This is a genomic window from Rhizobium sp. PRIMUS64, assembly GCF_023006465.1.
Lineage (GTDB): Bacteria > Pseudomonadota > Alphaproteobacteria > Rhizobiales > Rhizobiaceae > Rhizobium > Rhizobium leguminosarum.
In genome coordinates this window covers 1-285 of record NZ_JALBGX010000370.1, presented here as the reverse complement: position 1 = coordinate 285, position 285 = coordinate 1, and the positions used below count along the sequence as shown (strand labels likewise).

Genomic DNA, 285 nt, shown 5'->3' with positions numbered 1-285 from the left:
AAATTGTTCTCGATGGTACGCTCGGGAACCCTTCCGTCCCCTCGGCCGATGCTACCGTCGGGTAGAATTTCGTAGTTTCGGACTGCTTCCGCGAACTGGTTGATGCGGGACGCGTCATCGGGATGCATGTCCCAGTCGGCGGCGCGACCACGCTTGGCGCCGACGCGAACCTTGGTTGAGACCACGTGAGTCTCCGTTGCGGCATCGACGTCTTGCTGCCCCGAACCCCTCTCCGGCGCCAGCGACTGCGGCGTCACTCGCATCGAACCGCCCACGGATCTGCGA

At 63.5% G+C, this 285-nt stretch carries 1 protein-coding gene; it reads right to left on the bottom strand.

Features of this window, described 5'->3' with window-relative positions; all coding sequences use genetic code 11:
• The coding region (locus MOV76_RS39605; protein ID WP_247266643.1) for a hypothetical protein at window positions 1-263 on the bottom strand (263 nt) is incomplete at its 3' end.
• Window positions 264-285 lie beyond the last annotated feature (22 nt).